We start from the raw sequence: 14,911 nt of genomic DNA, 5'->3' as shown, positions 1-14,911 counted from the left end.
CGGGCGATACGTCCGGGGTCTTCCCCCGAACCGGACCCGCATGTGCGGTGCCGCACGTGCCGGACACGGCCGATCCCGGCAATGTCGCGGAGGTCATGCTGTCGCCGCGATCGCACATCCCCCTCCTCGGCAGCGTTTCGGGACACGGGAAGACCATGTCGAACGGCACCGTGACCTTCTGGATCGTCATCCTGGCGATCGGCGCCGCGTTCGGAGCGTTGCACGGCGCGCTGTTCAACGACGGTCCGACCCTGCCCGGGATCATCTACGGCGCGGGGATCGGCTCCCTGGTGATCGCCTACGAACGCGGCGTGTTCCTGGCCGGCTACCGCGACCGCCTGCGGCGCCTGCCGACCCTGGCCTATCTCGCCGCCGCCGCGGTCAGCTCGGTCCTGGTGATCGTCGTGGCGATGTCGGCGACCGGGCTTCTCGTCTGGGCGCTCGGCATCGCCGACAAGACCCTGGCGCAGGCCGTCACCCCGAAGCTGCCGACGATACCCTTCGCGATGGCGGTCTCGCTGGTCCTGGTCTCCGTCCTGCGCGTCCGGGACCTGATCGGCGCCGAGACGTTCGCGAACCTCATCCTCGGCCGCTACCATCGCCCGGTCAGCGAGGAGCGGATCTTCCTGTTCCTCGATCTCGCCGGATCGACGGCCTATGCCGAGACGCACGGCGACCTCGCGGCCCAGGACCTGCTGAAGGCGGTGTTCTCGGCGATCGCCGAACCGGTCCGGCGCCATCGCGGGCAGGTCGACGACTACGTCGGCGATCAGGTCATCGTCTCCTGGCCGATCGCCCGCGGCCTCGACGGAGCACGGTGCGTGGCCTGCGTGTTCGCGATCCGCCGGGCCCTCGACCGGGACCGGAAGCGCTGGATCGCGCGCTTCGGCCTGTTTCCCGAACTGCGCGCCGCCCTGCACGGCGGCACCGTGGTGACGGCGGAGGTCGGCGTCGACCGGCACAAGGTCGCGTATTTCGGCGACGTGATGAACGCGACGGCGCGACTGGAGGGCCTGTGCCGGGACACCGGGCGGTCCGTGCTGATCTCGGACGCCGTCCTCGCCCGGCTGCCGGCGCTTCCCGACGGCGTCGAGGCGGAAGCCCTCGGGGCGCACCGCCTGAGAGGGCGCAGCGAGATGATGGTGGTCCACGCGCTCACGGAGCGGCGCCGGCTGGCGCTGGTCGACGAGACGCGGCGGCGCGCCGAGGCCGAGCGGCGCTACGCCGTGGCGCGCGGGTAGGCCGGGCCCCGGCGGCCACCGGGGGCCGAGGGGCTCCCGAGCCCGGAGCGGACTACGCCGGCAGCACCACCACCTTCGTCTTGACCGGCGTGCGCGAGTACAGGTGGATCATGTCCTGGCTCAGCAGGCCGACGCAGCCGCTGGTGATGCCGCTGCCGATCGATTCGGGGTCACTGCTGGCGTAGATCGTGTAGAGCGTGTAGGCGCCGTTGCGGTAGAGATGCAGCGTGCGGGCGCCGAGCGGGTTGTCGAGGCCGCCCGGCATGCCGCGGGCGTACTTGGCCGTCTCGGGCTGGCGCTTGATCATCTCCCTGGGCGGAGTCCAGGTCGCCCATTCGGACTTGCGGCCGACATAGGCGTCGCCGTTCCACAGGAACCCGTCGCGGCCGACATTGGCGCCGTAGCGCGTCGCGTTGCCGTCGCCCTCGATGCGGTAGACGTAGAAGTTGCCGGGATCGACCACGATCGTGCCGGGCGCCTCCTTGGACTCGTAGCGGACCGTCCGGCGGTAGTATTTCGGGTTGACCTTGCTGACGTCGACCGCCGGGATCGGAAACTTCTCTTCCGGCACCGGCCCGTAGAGCTTGGTCGCCTCGGCGAGGAGCACCCCGTCGGAGGTCACGCAGCCGCCGAGCCCGAGGGCACCGAGGCCGGCGGCCGACCCGGCCAGGAACGACCGGCGGTCGAGCAGCCGCGCCCGCCGTCCGGTCGGCGCGGTCTGGTTGCGTCCGCCGGCATACCGATCATCGACCATCATGATACCGAACTTCCCGGGTCGCCCGCCCTGTCGCCCGCGGTCCGAAAGGGGACCGCGCCGACCGGCAGGCGTCGTTCCTGTCGGCCCGAGATTGTCGGGAACCGATCCGGCTGGCAACCTCGGCCGCGGACGCGCAGGTGCGATGCGCCCGCGACTGCGGCAGCGGCGACACAGGTGTGTCGGGAGACGCGCCCGACGGTCCGCGGTTCACGGGCCGTGGGGTGGAAGCCGGACCGCGACCTCGTTGCGACGCAGGAACGGCACCGAGAAGGGCGGATCGTATCCCATGAAGAAGGCCGGCTCCCCCGGCCGTCGTCCGCTTCCCTCGATCACCCGGACGAGGATCCCGGCCTGCGCCTGCCGGACCTCGGGCGTGGCCCGTCCGGAGAAGCGCAGGACCGCCAGCCGCTCCGGCGGGATGCGGACCAGCCGGACACCGGCTTCGGTCGGCGCGGGCGCTCCTGCCTCGGCGACGGCCCGCGGCAGATAGAACCGCATCGTTCCCCCGGTCCCCTGCTCGACCGGCACCGTCATGGCGATCAGGCGGCCGCCGGTCTCGACCGGCGCCGTCATGGCGATGCGGTCGCCGCCGCGATTCGCCCCGGTGATGTAGCGGAACAGGCGCCCGAACGCCTCGCCGTCCTGCCGGCCGCCGGCATCGGTCTCGACCGCCACGCGCGCCTCGTAGGCCCGGATCTCGACGCCGCGATCGAGGCGCTCGACCACCTCGTAGCGCGGCTGCTCGTAGGTGGCCCGGATGCCGACGACCGACAGCGCCGATTCGAGGAGGGTGACGAGGTAGTACAGGAACGTGTCCACGGCCCGCGATCCGATGCTCGGCTGACGAGCCCGCAAGATCGGGATTCGTCCGCCGCCGCAAAAGAGCCGGGCGGTCAAGGAACCGCATGGTGCGCGGACGCCGCATCGGGTTGTGTCGCGGACCGCCCGTCAGGAAAGCGACCATGGCCCACGTCCTCGTCATCGGTGCCAGCCAGGGCATCGGCCTGGAAACCGTGAAGGCGGCCCTGGCGGCTGGGCATCGGGTGCGGGCCTTCGCCCGCTCGGCCGCGGGCATCGCCCTGTCCGATCCCGGTCTGGAGCCCTTCGCCGGGGATGCCCTGAACGGCCGCGACGTCGCCGCCGCCCTCGACGGGATCGACGTGGCGGTGCAGGCCCTCGGGGTGCCGGCGAGGACCCTGCTCGGCCCGGTGACCCTGTTCTCGGACGCGACCAACCTGCTGGTGCCCGCGATGGAGAGGGCGGGCGTCCGGCGCCTCCTCGCCGTCACCGGGTTCGGCGCCGGCGACAGCCGGGACGCGATCGGCCTGCTCCAGCGCCTGCCCTTCCGCCTCGTGTTCGGGCGCGCCTACGACGACAAGGACGCGCAGGAGATGCGCATCCGCCGGAGCAGCCTCGACTGGACGCTGGTCAGGCCGGGGATCCTGACCAGCGGGGCGGCGACCGGGCGCTTCGAGGTCCTGGCCGATCCGGCCACGTGGCGGAACGGCCTGATCTCCCGGGCCGACGTGGCGCAGTTCATCGTCGGGCAGATCGACGCCCCGACCCATCGCGGGCAGGCGGTCGTGCTGGTCGGCTGATCCGGGACCCGCCCGGCCGGTCAGCCGCGCCCGCTCTCCAGCAGCCGCGACACCACCCGGGCGGTGAAGTCGACCATCGGGACGATGCGGGCGTAGTTGAGCCGGGTCGGGCCGATCACCCCGACGACGCCGACGATCTTCTGCTGGCCGTCGCGGAACGGCGCGGCGATCATCGAGGAGCCGGAGAGCGAAAAGAGCTTGTTCTCAGAGCCGATGAAGATCCGCACCCCCTCGCCGCCCTCGGCCCGGGACAGGAGGTCGATCACGTCCTTCTGGCTCTCGAGGTCGCTGAACAGCAGGCGCAGGCGCTCCAGGTCCTCGGCGGCGCGCAAGTCGTCGAGGAGGTTGGCCTGCCCGCGCACGATGAGCTGGCGCTCCTCGCTCGGGCCGACCGAGCGGGCGAGGCCGGCATCGACCAGCCGCTCGGTCAGGGCGTCGAGCTCGCGGGTCATCGCCTCGCGGGTGGCCTCGATCTCGGCCCGCAGCGCCCCGAGGGTGCGGCCGCTGATGCGGGCGTTGAGGAAGTTCGAGGCTTCCTGCAGCGCCCCCGCGGGCAGGCCCGGCGGCAGGTCGACGAGGCGGTTCTCGACCGAGCCGTCGTCGGAGACCAGCACCACCAGGGCCCGGCCGGCGTCGAGGCGCACGAACTCGATGTGGCGCAGATGCAGGGTCTGCTTGGTCGTCACCACCACCCCGGCGCCGCGGGAGATGCCCGACAGCATCACCGAGGCTTCGGTGAGCGCGCTCTCGAAGGTGTGGCGCGAGGCGGCGGCGCGCATCTGCGCCTCGATCCGCCCCTGCTCCTCCTGCCCGACGTCGCCGAGTTCGAGCATCGCATCGACGAAGAAGCGCAGGCCGGTCTCGGTCGGAAGGCGCCCGGCGCTGGTGTGCGGCGCGAAGATCAGCCCGGCCTGTTCCAGGTCGACCATGACGTTGCGGACCGAGGCCGGCGACAGCGCCATCGGCAACAGGCGCGACAGGTTGCGCGAGCCGACCGGCTCGCCGGTGGCGAGGTAGCTCTCGACGATCTGGCGGAAGATCTCGCGGGAGCGCTCGTTGAGTTCCGCGACGACGCGGGCCTGGCCGGTGCCGGTGACGAGGGGAGGGAAATCGCGACTGTTCATCGGTGCTGCGGCGGGACGGCAGGCCAGTGTGGGGGCTGCCGGCCGTGCGCGCAAGCGCGGGGCCGAGGGTGGGGCGATGCGGACGAACACCGAGGCCCTCAGCCCGCCGGAGCGCGCCGGCGCATCACGCCGCCCCGACGCGGATGCAGCGGGCGGCGTGGCCCGGGGCGAGGGCGACCCGCTCGGGCAGGCCGTCGTCGCAGGCCGGCACCGCCAGGGTGCAGCGGGGCGCGAACGGGCAGCCCGGCGGCGGGTCGGCGAGGTCCGGCGGCGAGCCCGGAATCGTGACGAGCCGCACGCCCTTGGGCGAATCCGGGGTGATGCGCGAGGCGAGCAGGCCGCGGGTGTAGGGATGGGCCGGGGCGCCGATCACCTCGCCGCTCGACCCGACCTCGACGAGGTGGCCGCCATACATCACCGCGACCCGGTCGGCGACCTGCACCGCCACGCCGACGTCGTGGGTGACGAAGATCACCGCCAGCCCGAGGTCGCGCTGCAGCTCGCGCAGCAGCAGCAGGATCTGGATCTGCACCGTGGCGTCGAGCGCCGTGGTCGGCTCGTCGGCGAGCAGCACCTTGGGCCGGCAGGCCAGCGCCAGCGCGATCATCGCCCGCTGGCGCATGCCGCCGGACATCTCGTGCGGGTAGTTGTCGAGGCGCCGCGCGGCGGAGGGGATCTGCACCCGCTCGAACAGTTCGAGCGCCCGCGCCCGCCCTTGCGCGTGCGAGGCGCCCTCGTGGCGCACCACCGCCTCGGCGATCTGGTCGCCGATCCGGTAGACCGGATCGAGGGCAAGGCCGGGATCCTGGAAGATCATCGCCACGGTGCCGCCGCGGAACGCCGCGAGGCTTTTTTTCCGCAGGGCCAGCACGTCCTGGCCGTCGATGCGCAGGGTGCCGCCGATGCGGGTGCGCTTCTCGGGCAGGAGCCGCATCAGCGCGCGCAGGGTGACGCTCTTGCCGGAGCCGGATTCGCCCAGCAGCGCCAGCGCCTCGCCGGCCTTGAGGTCGAGGTCGACCCCGCCGACCGCCCGGACCGGCTTGCGGCCGCCGAGGAAGTCGACCGTGAGGCCGCGGACATGGACGAGGGCCGCGTCGGCGGCCACCTCGGGATGGCGAAGGGGAGCGTTCATGGTCAGGCCGCCATCGGCAGGGTCGGGGCTTGCGGGTGGCCGGAGCCCTCGACCGCCATGTGGCAGGCGGCGAGGTGGGACGGCGCGACCGGGTCGAGCCCCGGCTCGCGGGTGCGGCAGAGGTCGGCGGCGAAGCGGCAGCGGGTGTGGAAGCGGCAGCCCGGCGGCGGGTTGATCGGGTTCGGCGGGTCGCCGGTGAGCGGCGCCTCCTCGATCCGGGCCGCGGGGTCGGTCGAGGGCTGCGAGGCGAGCAGAGCCGCGGTGTAGGGGTGGCGCGGCGCCTTGAGGATGTCGTCGGCCGGGCCGATCTCGGCGATCTTGCCGAGATACATCACCATCACCCGGTCGGACATGAACCGCACGACGTTGAGGTCGTGCGAGATGAACATGTAGGTGAGGCCGAAGTCGCGCTTGAGGTCGTCGAGCAGGTTGAGCACCTGCGCCTCGACCGACTTGTCGAGGGCCGACACCGCCTCGTCGAGGATCAGCAGGCGGGGCTCCAGGGCGAGCGCCCGGGCGATGTTGACCCGCTGGCGCTGGCCGCCCGAGACCTCGTGCGGGTAGCGGCCGCCGAAGCGGCGCGGCTCCAGCCCGACCCGGCGCAGGAGGTCGTGGGCCCGCGCCAGCGCCGCCCCCGCCGACAGGCCGTGCGCCTTCGGGCCGAACGCCACCGTCTCCTCGATGGTCAGGCGCGGATTCAGCGAGGCGTAGGAATCCTGGAAGACCATCTGCACCTGCCGGCGGTAGGTCTTCAGGTCGAGGGCCCGGGTGCCGAGCTTCTCGCCGTCGAACACGATGTCGCCGGCATCCGGCCGGTTGATCTGCATCAGCAGGCGGGCGGTGGTGGACTTGCCGCAGCCCGACTCGCCGACGACGCCGAGGGTCTCGCCCTTGGCGATGGCGAAGTCGACGCCGTCGACGGCGCGCACCACCGGGCCGCGGCCGAGCAGGCCGCCCTTGCCGCCGAAATGCTTGACGAGGCCGGAGACGCTGAGCAGGGGCTGGGCCGGGCCGCCGCGGTCGCGGGGATCGAGGGTCATTGCCGCACCTCCATCGCCGAGCGCAGGCCGTCGGACAAAAGGTTGAACGAGATCGAGGTGAGGAAGATCATCACCCCGGGCAGGGCCGCGACCAGCGGATTGACGTAGATCGCGGTGCGCAGGGTGTTGAGCATCAGGCCCCATTCCGGCTCCGGCGGCTTCACCCCGAGGCCGAGGAAGGACAGGCCCGAGGCCAGGATCATCGAGACCGAGATCAGGCTGGTCGAGTAGACGAAGACCGGGCCGAGCACGTTGCCGAGCACCTGCACCCGCACCACCGTGACCGGGTGGGCGCCCGAGACCCGGGCCGCCTCGACGTAGTCGCGGCCGCGGATCTGCACCGTGACGCTCTCGGCGACGCGGGTGATCTGCGGCACGAACACGACGGTGAGCGACACGATGGCGTTGAGGATGCCGGCGCCCAGCGCGCCCGACAGCGCGATGGCGAGCAGCACCGACGGGAAGGCGAAGAACACGTCGACCACCCGCATGATGAGGGTGTTGACCCAGCCGCCGGCATAGCCCGCCAGGATGCCGAGCCCCGAGCCGATGAAGAACGCGATGATGACCGGCAGCACGCCCATGAACAGCGACAGCCGGCCGGCGTAGAGCAGGCGGCTCAGCATGTCGCGTCCGAGCTCGTCCGAGCCGAGCCAGTAGGTCGCGTCGCCGACATGGCGCAGGCGGCGCACCATCGAGCCCTTGAACGGGTCCATCGGGGCGATCAGCGGCGCGAAGATCGCCGCCAGCACGATGCACAGGATCACGATCCCCGCCCCCATCGCGACGGGATCGCGGGCGAGGCGCGACAGGACGCTGCCCCAGTAGCCGCGCCCGGCCTGGACCGGTGCCGCCTCGGCGAGGTCCACCGGCGGCAGGGGAGCGCTGGCGGTGGCCTCGACCGGCGTGAGGGTCGTCGTCATGGCGGCTCAGGCCCTCTCGATGCGGGGGTCGAGGGCGGTCTGCACCACGTCGACCAGGAGGTTGAGGGTGACGAAGAACATCGCCAGCACGAGGATCGTCCCCTGGAGCAGGGGCAGGTCGCGCTGGAAGATCGCCGCGTTGAGCAGGAAGCCGGTGCCCGGCCACGCGAACACCGTCTCGACCAGGATCGAGCCGCCGAGCAGGTAGCCGAGCTGCAGGCCCATGATGGCGATGGCGGTGGGCGCCGCGTTCTTGACCACGTGGCGGAACACGCCGAACTCGGACAGGCCCTTGGCCCGGAGCGCCTGGACGAAGTCCTGGTGCAGGATGTCGCCGACCAGTGCCCGCACGGTGCGGGAGATCACGCCCATCGGGATCACCGACATCGTGACCGCCGGCAGCACGAGGTAGCGCAGGTGCTCGAGATCGGGCCACCAGTTGCCCGAGCCCTGCGGCCCGGCCCCGGTCGGCGGCAGCCAGCCGAGATTGGCCGAGAAGATGATGACCAGCACGATGCCGAGCCAGTAATGCGGCACGCTGACCCCGAACACCGCGACCGCCGAGGCGACCCGGTCGAGCCAGGAATCGCGGGCGTAGCCGGCGACGAAGCCGAAGAAGGTGCCGAAGGTGAAGCCGATCAGGGTCGCCGAGGCGGCGAGGATCAGGCTGTTGCCGACCGCCCGCGACACCTCGGCCAGCACCGGCCGTCCGGTGGCGATCGAGTTGCCGAGGTCGCCGTGCAGCACCTTCCAGAGCCAGATCCCGTACTGGACCGGCAGCGGCTTGTCGAAGCCGTAGGCGGCGCGCATCTGCGCCTGCATCTCGGCGGTGGCGTCGACCGGCAGGATCGCGCTCAGCGGATCGCCCGGGGCGAGGTGGACCAGCAGGAAGCACACGAGGCTGACCCCGAGGGCGACCGGGGCGGCGTAGCCGATGCGCTTGAGGATGAAGAGAATCATGGGATCAGCCCGGTTGCGGGACGCGGAACTTGCGCGGTCCGAACCCTCCCCTCTCTGCGGGGGAGGGTGGCGAACGGAGTGAGCGCAGCGGGACGACGTCCCGCCGAGAGGGGAACCACGCTTCCGGAAAGGTCGGAGCCTTTCTGATAGGCGCCACCTCCGGCACCGTCGCGTTCCCCTCTTGCGGGACGATCGTCCCGGCCCGCCCGGCATCCGCCGGGCACCCTCCCCCGCAGAGGGGGGAGGGTCATGATCGCGTCGGCCGCAGCGACGATCGTCGGCGCTACTTCGCCATCGTGATCGGCGTCAGGTCCTGGTACCAGCTCTGGGCCTGGACGAAGCCCTTCACCTTCGGGCTCATCGCCCGCGGGTTGACGTCGTGGGTGACCATCAGGAACAGCGCGTCGTCCACGAACTTCTCGTGGACCTTCTGCAGCACCGTCAGTTGCTCCTTCGGGTCGAAGGTGGTGCGGACCGCATCGAACAGCTTGTCCATCTCAGGGTCGCAGTAATAGCCCCAGTTGGTGCCGTTCGGCGGCGCGAGGTTGCACTGGGCGTGACGGATGAAGGCGGTGAACGGATCCTGGATCAGGTAGGAGTAGTTCATCGCCGTGCCGCCGCGGGCGGAATCGGCCTTGGCGCCGGCGCGCCAGATGTTGATGAGCGTGTTCCACTCGGTGACCTCGAACTCGACGTTGATGCCGACCTCGGCGAGGTTCTGCTGCAGGAACTCGTTCATCGGCAGCGGCTGCATCTGGCCCGAGCCCGAGGCCGAGATCAGCACCTTGGTCTTGATCGGCTTGTCGGGGCCATAGCCGGCCTCCTTCAGAAGCTTCTTGGCTGCCGCCGGGTCGTAGCCGAGCTTGAAGGTCGGCTTGCCGAACCACGGATGGCCCGGGGTCATGAAGCCCTGGGCCGGCGTCGCGAGGCCGCCGAGGAACTCCTTCAGCCCCTCGCGGTCGACCGCGAGGTTGGCCGCCTTGCGCACCCGGATGTCGTTCCAGGGCGAGCCCTCGGCCCGCGACAGGTGCCAGGTCCAGTTGTGCGGGTAGAGGTTGGTGACGATGACGAGCCCGGCGGCCTTGAGCGACGGCACCGCGTCGGGGGCCGGCGCCTCGATCCAGTCGACCTGCCCCGAGCGCAGGGCGGCGACGCGGGCATTGGCCTCGGGCAGCGGCACCAGCACGAGCCGGTCGAGCTTGGGCACCCGGTTCTTGTCCCAGTACTCCTTGTTGGGCACGAGCTCGGCCCGCTCGCGCGGCACGAATCCGGTCAGCTTCCACGGCCCGGTGCCGGAGGGCGCCTTGGCGACCGCGTCCCAGTTCTTGCCGAGCTTCTCCCAGTTGGCGGGAGACGACATCATGATCCAGGCGATCTGGTAGGGGAAGGTCGCGTCCGGGGTCTTGGTGGTGATCTCGACCGTCATCGGGTCGAGGGCCTTGTAGCCGGTGACGCCCGGGATGCGGATGCGCCCCTGCGCCGACTGGCGCGGATCGTATTGCGGGCTGTCGGTCTTGAGCAGCTTGTCGAGGTTCCACACCACCGCGTCGGCGTTGAAGGCGGAGCCGTCATGGAACTTGACGTCCGGGCGCAGGGTGAAGATCCACTTGGTCTTGTCGGCGTCGTCGGTCTTCCACGAGGCGGCGAGGCCCGGAATCAGCTCCGAGGCCTTGTCGGCGCTGCTGAGGTCCCAGTTGATGAGCGCGTCGTAGGCCGTGAAGCCCATGAATCGCATCCCCTCGCCGCCGTTGTCCGGCTGGCCGGTGGTGAGCGGGATGTCCGACGCCGTCATACCGATGCGGAGCACGCCCTGCGCGACCGCCGGGGCGGACAGGACCAGGGCGAGGGCGAGCCCCAACAGGGGGCCGCGGTGAACCTTGCGCATCGACGACAGCCTCGTTCGTGGTTTCAGGAACACCGTTCGCAAGAGGCTTGCCATCACGATTTCGCTTTTTTCGACAGTATCTTACGACTGAATTCGTGACGGCACGGCGACGACCGGCCGGCACCCGCCTATTCTGCAGGCAGATCCGGAAGCAGGTTGGCATCGCTGCCGCCGGATCGCGCATTGGCCCGTCCGTCCCTGCTTGCCGGCACGCGGGTCCGACAACCCCGTTCATGCACGACGCAGCGTTTCATGTCTTGAAACGGGGACAAGCGCTTAAAATTTCCTTAGAACTCCCCAATTAGTCCTCGCTGCATGCAGACTTTTCAGAGGTTAGGAGTTCGGTATGCTGGATTTCGGGAGGACTGCCCTTACGTCAGCCGGGATCCTGATTGCCTTGTCCGGCGTGGCGGCCGGCGGGAGCGAGAGCCTCAAGGCGCAGTACAGGCGGCCGGATACGATCCCGTTCCCCGCGGAGGCGCCCTACTCGCCGCAACTGGCGACGCTCGGAAAGATGCTGTTCTTCGATCCGCGCCTGAGCGGTAAGCAGAACCTCAGCTGCGCCAGCTGCCACAATCCGTCCTTCGGCTTCGAGGTTCCGGTCGCCGGGGCGATCGGCGCGACCAACACGCCCCTGGGGCGCAAGGCTCCCACCGTCCTGAACGCGGCCTGGATCCCGACCCTGTTCTGGGACGGGCGGGCGCCGACTCTCGAGATGCAGGCGATGGGCCCGATCACCGCCGAGGCCGAGATGGACGCCACGTTCCCGCAGATCGTGGCCCGGTTGAGCGGCGTGCCGGCCTACAGGACCGCCTTCGAGGCGATCTTCCCGCAGGAGGGCGTCACGACGGACACGATCCTCAGGGCGATCGCGACCTACGAGCGGACGGTGGTGGCCGGATCCGCTCCCTTCGACCGCTGGATCGACGGCGACGAGGCGGCGATTCCGGCGGCGGCCAAGCGGGGCTTCGTCCTGTTCAACGGCAAGGCCGGGTGCGCGGGCTGCCACACCGGATGGAACTTCACCGACAACAAGTTCCACGACCTCGGGATCGCGACCGCCGATCCCGGCCGCGCCACCTTCGAGCCCGACAATCCGCTCGCGCAGCATGCGTTCAAGACGCCGGGCCTGCGCAACCTGACCTACCGGGCTCCCTTCGGCCATGCCGGCCAGTTCTCCGATCTCGCGGCCATCGTCGCCTTCTACGAGACCGGCGGCCTGCCCCGGCCGTCGAAGTCGCCGCTGATGCGGCCGCTCGACCCCCGCTGCCGAGGAGCGGTCCGACCTCATCGCCTTCCTGCAGTCGCTGACGGCCGAACAGACCCGTACCGCCCTGCCCAACCTCCCGAACTGAACCGGGCCACGGAAGGTCTCGCGAGAAGGTCCCAGCATGTCGATCCGCTACAAGCTCCTGCTTCCGCTTCTCGGCTTCCTGATCCTGGCCGGCCTGCTGGCGGGTGCCACCGGGCTCGCCAGCTTCGAGGCACTCGACGACGTCGCGACGGTGGCCGAGCGGGCGGCCGAGGCGAACGAGTCCGGCCGCGCCGCGCGCGACCATTTCCGGCAGGCCGAGGAGATGGTCGCGCACGTCACCGCAATGACCGATCTCGCCGATCTGGCGCCGGTCCGTGCGCGCTTCACGCGATCGAACGACGGGCTGATGGTCCTGCTCGGGCGCCTGAACGCGGCGGCCTTGTCGGATCCGATGCGGAGCCTGGCGCAGCGGGCCGAGGCCGAGGCGCGCCGGTGGCGCGGCGATGCCGAGGTGCTGCTCGGGATCGGGAGCGCGCGGGAGGTCCCGACCCAGGAGCGGATGGCGCGGCAGAGCCGGAACGTGCAGCAGCGCTTCGACGAGATCGTGGCGCGCGCGGCGGAGGATGCGCGGATCCAGATGCAGGCGATGCGCAGCGCGACCGAGCGGAGGATCGGGGTGATGCTCGGCCTCGCCGCGGCGGTGGTGCTGCTCGGGTCGGCCACGGCATGGTGGCTCGCCGGAACCCTGGCGAAGCCGCTGGTCCGGCTGACCGACGACACGGCCCGGCTCGCCCGGGGCGATACCGGCGTGCAGCTCCCGGCGGCCCAGCGGCGCGACGAGATCGGCGACATCGCCCGCGCGGTCGTGGCGGTGCGGGACCGGTCGCAGACCGAGGCCGCGCGCCAGATCGAGGAGACGCAGGCCGCGCGCCGTCGCGAGCAGGAGGCGCGCCAGGCGATGCTGCGCGACCTCGCCGGCCGGTTCGAGCAGACCGTCGGCCTGATCGTCGCCGAGGTCGCACAGGCCGTCGACGGGCTCCAGGGCCACGCGGCGTCGATGCGCTCGGCCGTGGCGGGAACCGCCCGGCGCTCGGCCTCGGCGGCGGATGCGGCGCAGCAGACCAGCGCCAACGTCAATGCCGTGGCCGCCGCGGCCGAGGAGATCAACGCGACCGTCGGCGAGATCGGGCGGCAGGTCGAGCAGGCGAGCCGGATGTCGGACTCGGCCGTGCGCACCGCCGCCCGCACCGAGGAGATCGTCGCGGCGCTCGGCGACGCGGCGACGCGGATCGGCGGCGTCGTCGAGATCGTGTCCTCGATCGCCGGCCAGACCAACCTGCTGGCGCTGAACGCGACGATCGAGGCGGCGCGGGCCGATGAATCGGGGCGCGGCTTCGCGGTCGTCGCCGCCGAGGTCAAGGAACTCGCCTCTCAGACGACGCGGGCGACCGGGGAGATCGGCCGGCAGATCGACGCGATCCGGGCGGCGACGGTCGAGGCCGGGCAGGCCATTCAGGCGATCGCCGGCGAGATCCAGTCGATGAACGCCGTGACGACGGGCATCGCCGCGGCGGTCCAGGAGCAGAGCGCGACCACGCAGGAGATCGCGCGCGGCATGAGCGAGGCCTCGACCGGCACCGATGCGGTGAGCGCCAACATCGCGGCGGTCGCCCGCTCCGCGACGGGGGCTGGAGACACCGCGCAGGCGGTCGCGACCGCCGCGGCCGCCCTGGCCGATCGGTCCGGTGCCCTGCGCGGCGAGGTGGAGCAGTTCCTCGTCGGCGTCCGGGCGGCGTGAGCCCGGCGCCGGACGACGCCGGTTCGGTCCGTCACGGCCGCGCCAGGACCCCGCCGGTCATTTCGCGGCCGACCCCGGTGGTGCGCGGGAAGGTGATCGGCAGGCCCTGCATCGCGCGGACCGCCAGATGGGCGAAGGCCTGGGCCTCGAGATAGGCCGCCGACCAGCCGATGGCGTCGGCGGTCGTGATCTCGCAGCGCAGGTGGTAGTGGAGCTGGCGCAGCAACTCGCCGTTGCGGGCGCCGCCGCCGGCGACGATCCAGCGGGCGGGCGGCTCGGCGACGTGGTCGAGGGCGCGGGCGACCGCCCGGGCGGTGAAGGCGGTCAGGGTGGCGGCCCCGTCCTCGGTCGAGAGCTGGCCGGCGAGCTTGTGCGAGAACCAGTTGCGGTCGAGGGACTTCGGCGGCCGGCGGGCGAAGAACGGATGGATCAGCAGCCACGCCAGCAGCGCCTCGTCGGGCCGGCCGCGGGCGGCGGTGCGGCCGCCGTCATCGAGGGGCCGGCCGGTGCGCTCGCGCATCCAGTCGTCGATCAGCGCGTTGCCCGGCCCGGTGTCGAAGGCGAGGAGGTCGCCGTTCGACCCGATCAAGGTCGCGTTGGCGACGCCGCCGATGTTGAGGATGCCGAGGCTCTCGGTGAAGCCGGAGGCCCGGGCGAGCGCCCGGTGGAACACCGGCACCAGCGGCGCGCCCTGGCCGCCGGCCTCGATGTCGGCGAGGCGCAGGTCCGACACCACCGGGATGCCGAGGCGGCGGGCGAGCGCGGCGCCGTCGCCGATCTGCACGCTCATCTTCTGGTCGGGGCGGTGGACGACGGTCTGGCCGTGGAAGCCGATCACGTCGACGTCGCCGGGCGTCAGGCCGTTCTCGGCGAGGAACGCCTCGACCGCCTCGGCGTGCAGGCGCGTGACGAGGTCCTCCGCCGCCGGCAGGCAGCCCGGGCGCTCGTCGCGGGCGGTGATCGCCTCGGCGTCGGACAGCGCCCGGCGCAGCAGGTCCCGGTCGTCGTCGGAATAGGCCCGGTAGCCGGTCGGGCCGAGGGGTTCGAGGAAGCCGTTATGGCCCTGGACCACCCGGATCGACTCGCCGTCGGTCTCGATCAGCGCCACGTCGACCCCGTCGAGGGAGGTGCCGCTCATCAGTCCGATCGCCCGCACCATCCGCCGCCCCCGTGCCTTTCCGGGCCGGCGCTGCTATGA

General features: G+C 71.6%; 12 protein-coding genes and 1 pseudogene. 4 read left to right on the top strand and 9 right to left on the bottom strand.

Going from position 1 to position 14,911, the window contains the following annotated elements; all coding sequences use genetic code 11:
* The first annotated feature begins 155 nt into the window (after positions 1 to 155).
* A complete protein-coding gene (locus EOE48_RS17540) occupies positions 156 to 1,241 on the top strand; it encodes an adenylate/guanylate cyclase domain-containing protein (RefSeq protein ID WP_127731481.1) in 1,086 nt (361 codons plus the stop codon).
* 52 nt (positions 1,242 to 1,293) lie between these two features.
* Here the strand turns inward: EOE48_RS17540 and EOE48_RS17535 are convergent, their stop codons facing one another.
* Positions 1,294 to 1,998 (bottom strand): L,D-transpeptidase, encoded by a 705-nt coding sequence (locus EOE48_RS17535; protein ID WP_127731479.1) that lies wholly within the window; start codon positions 1,996 to 1,998, stop codon positions 1,294 to 1,296.
* 207 nt (positions 1,999 to 2,205) lie between these two features.
* Complete coding sequence (locus EOE48_RS17530; RefSeq protein WP_127731477.1) at positions 2,206 to 2,817, bottom strand: SOUL family heme-binding protein; 612 nt, start codon at positions 2,815 to 2,817, stop codon at positions 2,206 to 2,208.
* 143 nt (positions 2,818 to 2,960) lie between these two features.
* Between EOE48_RS17530 and EOE48_RS17525 the strand changes: the two genes are divergently transcribed.
* Positions 2,961 to 3,596 (top strand): NAD(P)-dependent oxidoreductase, encoded by a 636-nt coding sequence (locus EOE48_RS17525; RefSeq protein WP_127731475.1) that lies wholly within the window; start codon positions 2,961 to 2,963, stop codon positions 3,594 to 3,596.
* 20 nt (positions 3,597 to 3,616) lie between these two features.
* On the opposite strand, the gene hrcA is transcribed toward EOE48_RS17525, so the two are convergent.
* From hrcA to EOE48_RS17495, 6 genes are all read right to left on the bottom strand, one after another.
* Positions 3,617 to 4,720, bottom strand: coding sequence for a heat-inducible transcriptional repressor HrcA (gene hrcA, locus EOE48_RS17520; protein WP_127731473.1), 1,104 nt, complete (start codon positions 4,718 to 4,720; stop codon positions 3,617 to 3,619).
* A 124-nt stretch (positions 4,721 to 4,844) separates the two neighbouring features.
* A complete protein-coding gene (locus EOE48_RS17515) occupies positions 4,845 to 5,852 on the bottom strand; it encodes an ABC transporter ATP-binding protein (protein WP_127731471.1) in 1,008 nt (335 codons plus the stop codon).
* 2 nt (positions 5,853 to 5,854) lie between these two features.
* Positions 5,855 to 6,892 (bottom strand): ABC transporter ATP-binding protein, encoded by a 1,038-nt coding sequence (locus EOE48_RS17510; RefSeq protein WP_127731469.1) that lies wholly within the window; start codon positions 6,890 to 6,892, stop codon positions 5,855 to 5,857.
* The gene (locus EOE48_RS17505; RefSeq protein ID WP_127731467.1) at positions 6,889 to 7,815 is read right to left on the bottom strand and encodes an ABC transporter permease; all 927 of its coding nucleotides are present in this window, start codon (positions 7,813 to 7,815) and stop codon (positions 6,889 to 6,891) included. Before EOE48_RS17505 ends, EOE48_RS17510 begins: the two co-directional genes overlap by 4 nt.
* A gap of 6 nt (positions 7,816 to 7,821) precedes the next feature.
* Positions 7,822 to 8,775, bottom strand: a complete 954-nt coding sequence (locus EOE48_RS17500; RefSeq protein ID WP_127731465.1) for an ABC transporter permease — start codon at positions 8,773 to 8,775, stop codon at positions 7,822 to 7,824.
* Between the two features lie 283 nt (positions 8,776 to 9,058).
* Positions 9,059 to 10,660, bottom strand: coding sequence for an ABC transporter substrate-binding protein (locus EOE48_RS17495; protein ID WP_127731463.1), 1,602 nt, complete (start codon positions 10,658 to 10,660; stop codon positions 9,059 to 9,061).
* A 346-nt stretch (positions 10,661 to 11,006) separates the two neighbouring features.
* Between EOE48_RS17495 and EOE48_RS29950 the strand changes: the two are divergent.
* Together EOE48_RS29950 and EOE48_RS17485 are read left to right on the top strand one after the other, a co-directional pair.
* A pseudogene (locus EOE48_RS29950) lies at positions 11,007 to 11,537 on the top strand (cytochrome-c peroxidase); the annotation flags it as partial.
* Positions 11,538 to 12,051: 514 nt separating this feature from the next.
* Positions 12,052 to 13,713: a methyl-accepting chemotaxis protein gene (locus tag EOE48_RS17485; protein WP_127731461.1), complete on the top strand. Its 1,662-nt coding sequence runs from the start codon at positions 12,052 to 12,054 to the stop codon at positions 13,711 to 13,713.
* A gap of 31 nt (positions 13,714 to 13,744) precedes the next feature.
* Here EOE48_RS17485 and EOE48_RS17480 read toward each other — a convergent pair whose 3' ends face one another.
* The gene (locus EOE48_RS17480; protein WP_127731459.1) at positions 13,745 to 14,872 is read right to left on the bottom strand and encodes an anhydro-N-acetylmuramic acid kinase; all 1,128 of its coding nucleotides are present in this window, start codon (positions 14,870 to 14,872) and stop codon (positions 13,745 to 13,747) included.
* Between the last annotated feature and the right edge of the window lie 39 nt (positions 14,873 to 14,911).

The organism is Methylobacterium oryzihabitans, from assembly GCF_004004555.2.
Lineage (GTDB): Bacteria > Pseudomonadota > Alphaproteobacteria > Rhizobiales > Beijerinckiaceae > Methylobacterium > Methylobacterium oryzihabitans.
This window is presented reverse-complemented; position numbering and strand designations above follow the sequence as displayed.